The following is a 2,600-nucleotide window of genomic DNA, read 5'->3' on the forward strand; positions in this document are numbered from 1 at the left end:
TTACTAACTTTATTGGCACAATAATACTAACAATATTAGTAAAAACAAATTATTTCTAATTTTTATTTTATGTCGAACATTTCATCTAACCTTAAATACCTCAGAAAGAAAAAAGGCCTTACACAGCAGCAATTTGCCGATGCTATAGGCATTAAGCGTTCTTTGGTTGGTGCTTATGAGGAAGACCGTGCTGAGCCAAAATACGATTTACTAAAAAAAATAGCAGACTTCTATGACTTTTCTATTGATGAGTTCATCAACGAAGAGATCAACGATAAGTGGAAACCCAATCTGAAAGCCCAGGGATCCAACCTGAGGGTTTTAAGTATCTCTGTAGATAAAGATGATAATGAAAACATTGAACTGGTGCCTGTAAAAGCCAGTGCTGGCTATATGAATGGCTTCTCTGACCCTCAGTACATCAGGGAACTTCCTAAGTTTCAATTGCCCTTACCCTCTCTTAAACAAGGTACTTTCAGAGCTTTTGAGATTACCGGCGATTCTATGTTGCCTATCCAACCCGGAAGTGTAGTTATTGGCGAATACCTGGACAACTGGAACGATGTAAAGACCGGCGAGACTTATATCATCATCAGTAAGAACGAAGGTGTTGTTTATAAAAGAGCAGGTAACCGTTTCAAGGAAAACAAGGAGCTAAAGCTGATCTCTGACAATAAAGCCTATGATCCTTACACCATTCCTTCTGATGATATTCTGGAGATCTGGAAAGCAAAGGCTTATTTTACTTCAAGCCTGCCAGACCCTACACCGGAACCGACTATCGAGACCCTAACCACCATGATGTCGCAGATGCAGAAATCCCTGTCGCAACTGAATAAAAACTAAACGCTTTATAAGTACACTTGTCCGATTCACATATCTGCTAAAAAAATCAAGTTACTCTTCGAGGACTGGAGTCCTTGCCCCGCTTCGCTCTTGTGGCAAGGCCCCCTGAGGTCCTCTCTGAGCAACATTGATTTTTTTAACGCAGATCAGGGCGCATAATCTGGCAAATGTATTAAATGCTTTTTTAGTATTGGTTAATTTGAACGTCAGGGATTTATGTTGGGGAATCCTCCAAACCGCATTGTGCATATCGCCCAATTTCAACATTTTTCCTCACAATATACCCCCCACACTACTTGCTCCTTCCCGGATTTCTCCCCCCCATAACCTTCAATATCCAATTCCCATTCTCTATCCTCACAATACACCCCCAACACTGCTTCCTCCTTCCCGGATTTCTCCCCCATAACCTTCAATAGTTCATCTAAAAGTAGAGCTAAACAATCAGCCTATCCTCCCTGCATTGTATGCGCCCAGGGAAAAAATCAATGCTGCTCAGAGAGGACCTCAGGTGGCCTTGCCACAAGAGCGAAGCGAGGCAAGGACTCCAGTCCTCGAAGAGTAGCATTGATTTTTTTCCATAATAAACCGCATAATAAAAAAAGGGAAGCTAATTTTAGCTCCCCTTTTCTAATAACTTTGAAGTTATCTCTATTTTACTGTGTCAATTACCGCTTTAAAAGCTTCTGGATGATTCATCGCTAGATCAGCTAAAACCTTACGGTTTAAACCAATGTTTTTGCTAGCCAATTTACCAATTAATTGAGAGTAAGATATACCGTGCTGACGTGCTCCAGCATTGATACGCTGAATCCACAATCCACGAAATTCTCTTTTCTTAACTTTACGGTCACGGTAAGCATATTGCAAACCTTTTTCTACCGTATTTTTAGCAATGGTGAAAACCTTACTTCTTGATCCCCAATAGCCTTTGGCCATATTTAGGACTTTTTTCCTTCTTCTTCTCGAAGCTACTGCGTTTACCGAACGTGGCATGTTGTTGTTGTTTTTTGATAAACGGTGTTGCGTATTTCAGCAAACTTACTACCGGGTACCTGGTTAAAAATTAATTATTTACCGATGCAAAGCATACGTTTAACATTGCCCATGTCAGCATCTGACACTAAGCTTGTGTTACTTAAGTTACGCTTACGTTTAGTCGACATCTTAGTTAAGATGTGGCTTTTGTATGCGTTCTTCCTTGCGATTTTACCTGTTCCAGTAAGCGAAAAACGCTTTTTAGCACTGGAATTGGTTTTCATTTTTGGCATAACCTGTGTTTATTTATGTAATTTATTTATTTTTTTGCAACTTTTGGAGCCAGCGTTAAAAACATACGCTTACCCTCTAACTTTGGTAATAATTCCACTTTACCAATTTCTTCTAAAGCCTGAGCAAATTTAAGCAACAAGATCTCTCCCTGCTCTTTGTAAACAATTGCTCTTCCTTTAAAGTGAACATAAGCTCTCACCTTCTCACCATTTTCCAGGAAACTAACCGCATGTTTTAGTTTAAACTGAAAATCGTGATCATTGGTATTAGGACCAAAACGAATCTCCTTAATAACGGTTTGCTTCGCGTTTGCTTTGATCTCTTTCTGCTTTTTCTTCTGCTCGTAAACAAATTTACTGTAATCAATAATTCTGCATACTGGCGGAACTGCATTTGGAGAAATCTCTACAAGGTCTAATTCCAACTCATCGGCAAGGGCCAAAGCTTTTGCCAAAGGATAGATCCCCGGTTCAACATTATCT

General features: G+C 39.8%; 4 protein-coding genes. 1 reads left to right on the forward strand and 3 read right to left on the reverse strand.

Annotated elements, in window-relative coordinates:
- Positions 1–69 precede the first annotated feature (69 nt).
- Positions 70–846, forward strand: coding sequence for a LexA family transcriptional regulator (locus DBR11_RS25695; RefSeq protein WP_108555432.1), 777 nt, complete (start codon positions 70–72; stop codon positions 844–846).
- A gap of 651 nt (positions 847–1,497) precedes the next feature.
- On the opposite strand, the gene rplT is transcribed toward DBR11_RS25695, so the two are convergent.
- From rplT to infC, 3 genes are all read right to left on the reverse strand, one after another.
- The gene (gene rplT, locus DBR11_RS25705) at positions 1,498–1,842 is read right to left on the reverse strand and encodes a 50S ribosomal protein L20 (protein ID WP_108555434.1); all 345 of its coding nucleotides are present in this window, start codon (positions 1,840–1,842) and stop codon (positions 1,498–1,500) included.
- 74 nt (positions 1,843–1,916) lie between these two features.
- Positions 1,917–2,117 (reverse strand): 50S ribosomal protein L35, encoded by a 201-nt coding sequence (rpmI, locus tag DBR11_RS25710; RefSeq protein WP_108555435.1) that lies wholly within the window; start codon positions 2,115–2,117, stop codon positions 1,917–1,919.
- Positions 2,118–2,143: 26 nt separating this feature from the next.
- Positions 2,144–2,600, reverse strand: a 457-nt coding sequence (infC, locus tag DBR11_RS25715) for a translation initiation factor IF-3 (RefSeq protein ID WP_108555436.1), incomplete at its 5' end; no start/stop codon positions are given.

It is taken from the genome of Pedobacter sp. HMWF019, assembly GCF_003061025.1.
Taxonomy (GTDB): domain Bacteria; phylum Bacteroidota; class Bacteroidia; order Sphingobacteriales; family Sphingobacteriaceae; genus Pedobacter.

Excerpts from the sequence above, each read along its gene's own strand:
- rplT (WP_108555434.1), bottom strand. The coding sequence starts at position 1,842 with ATGCCACGTTCGGTAAACGCAGTAGCTTCGAGAAGAAGAAGGAAAAAA.
- DBR11_RS25695 (WP_108555432.1), top strand. The coding sequence starts at position 70 with ATGTCGAACATTTCATCTAACCTTAAATACCTCAGAAAGAAAAAAGGC.
- rpmI (WP_108555435.1), bottom strand. The coding sequence starts at position 2,117 with ATGCCAAAAATGAAAACCAATTCCAGTGCTAAAAAGCGTTTTTCGCTT.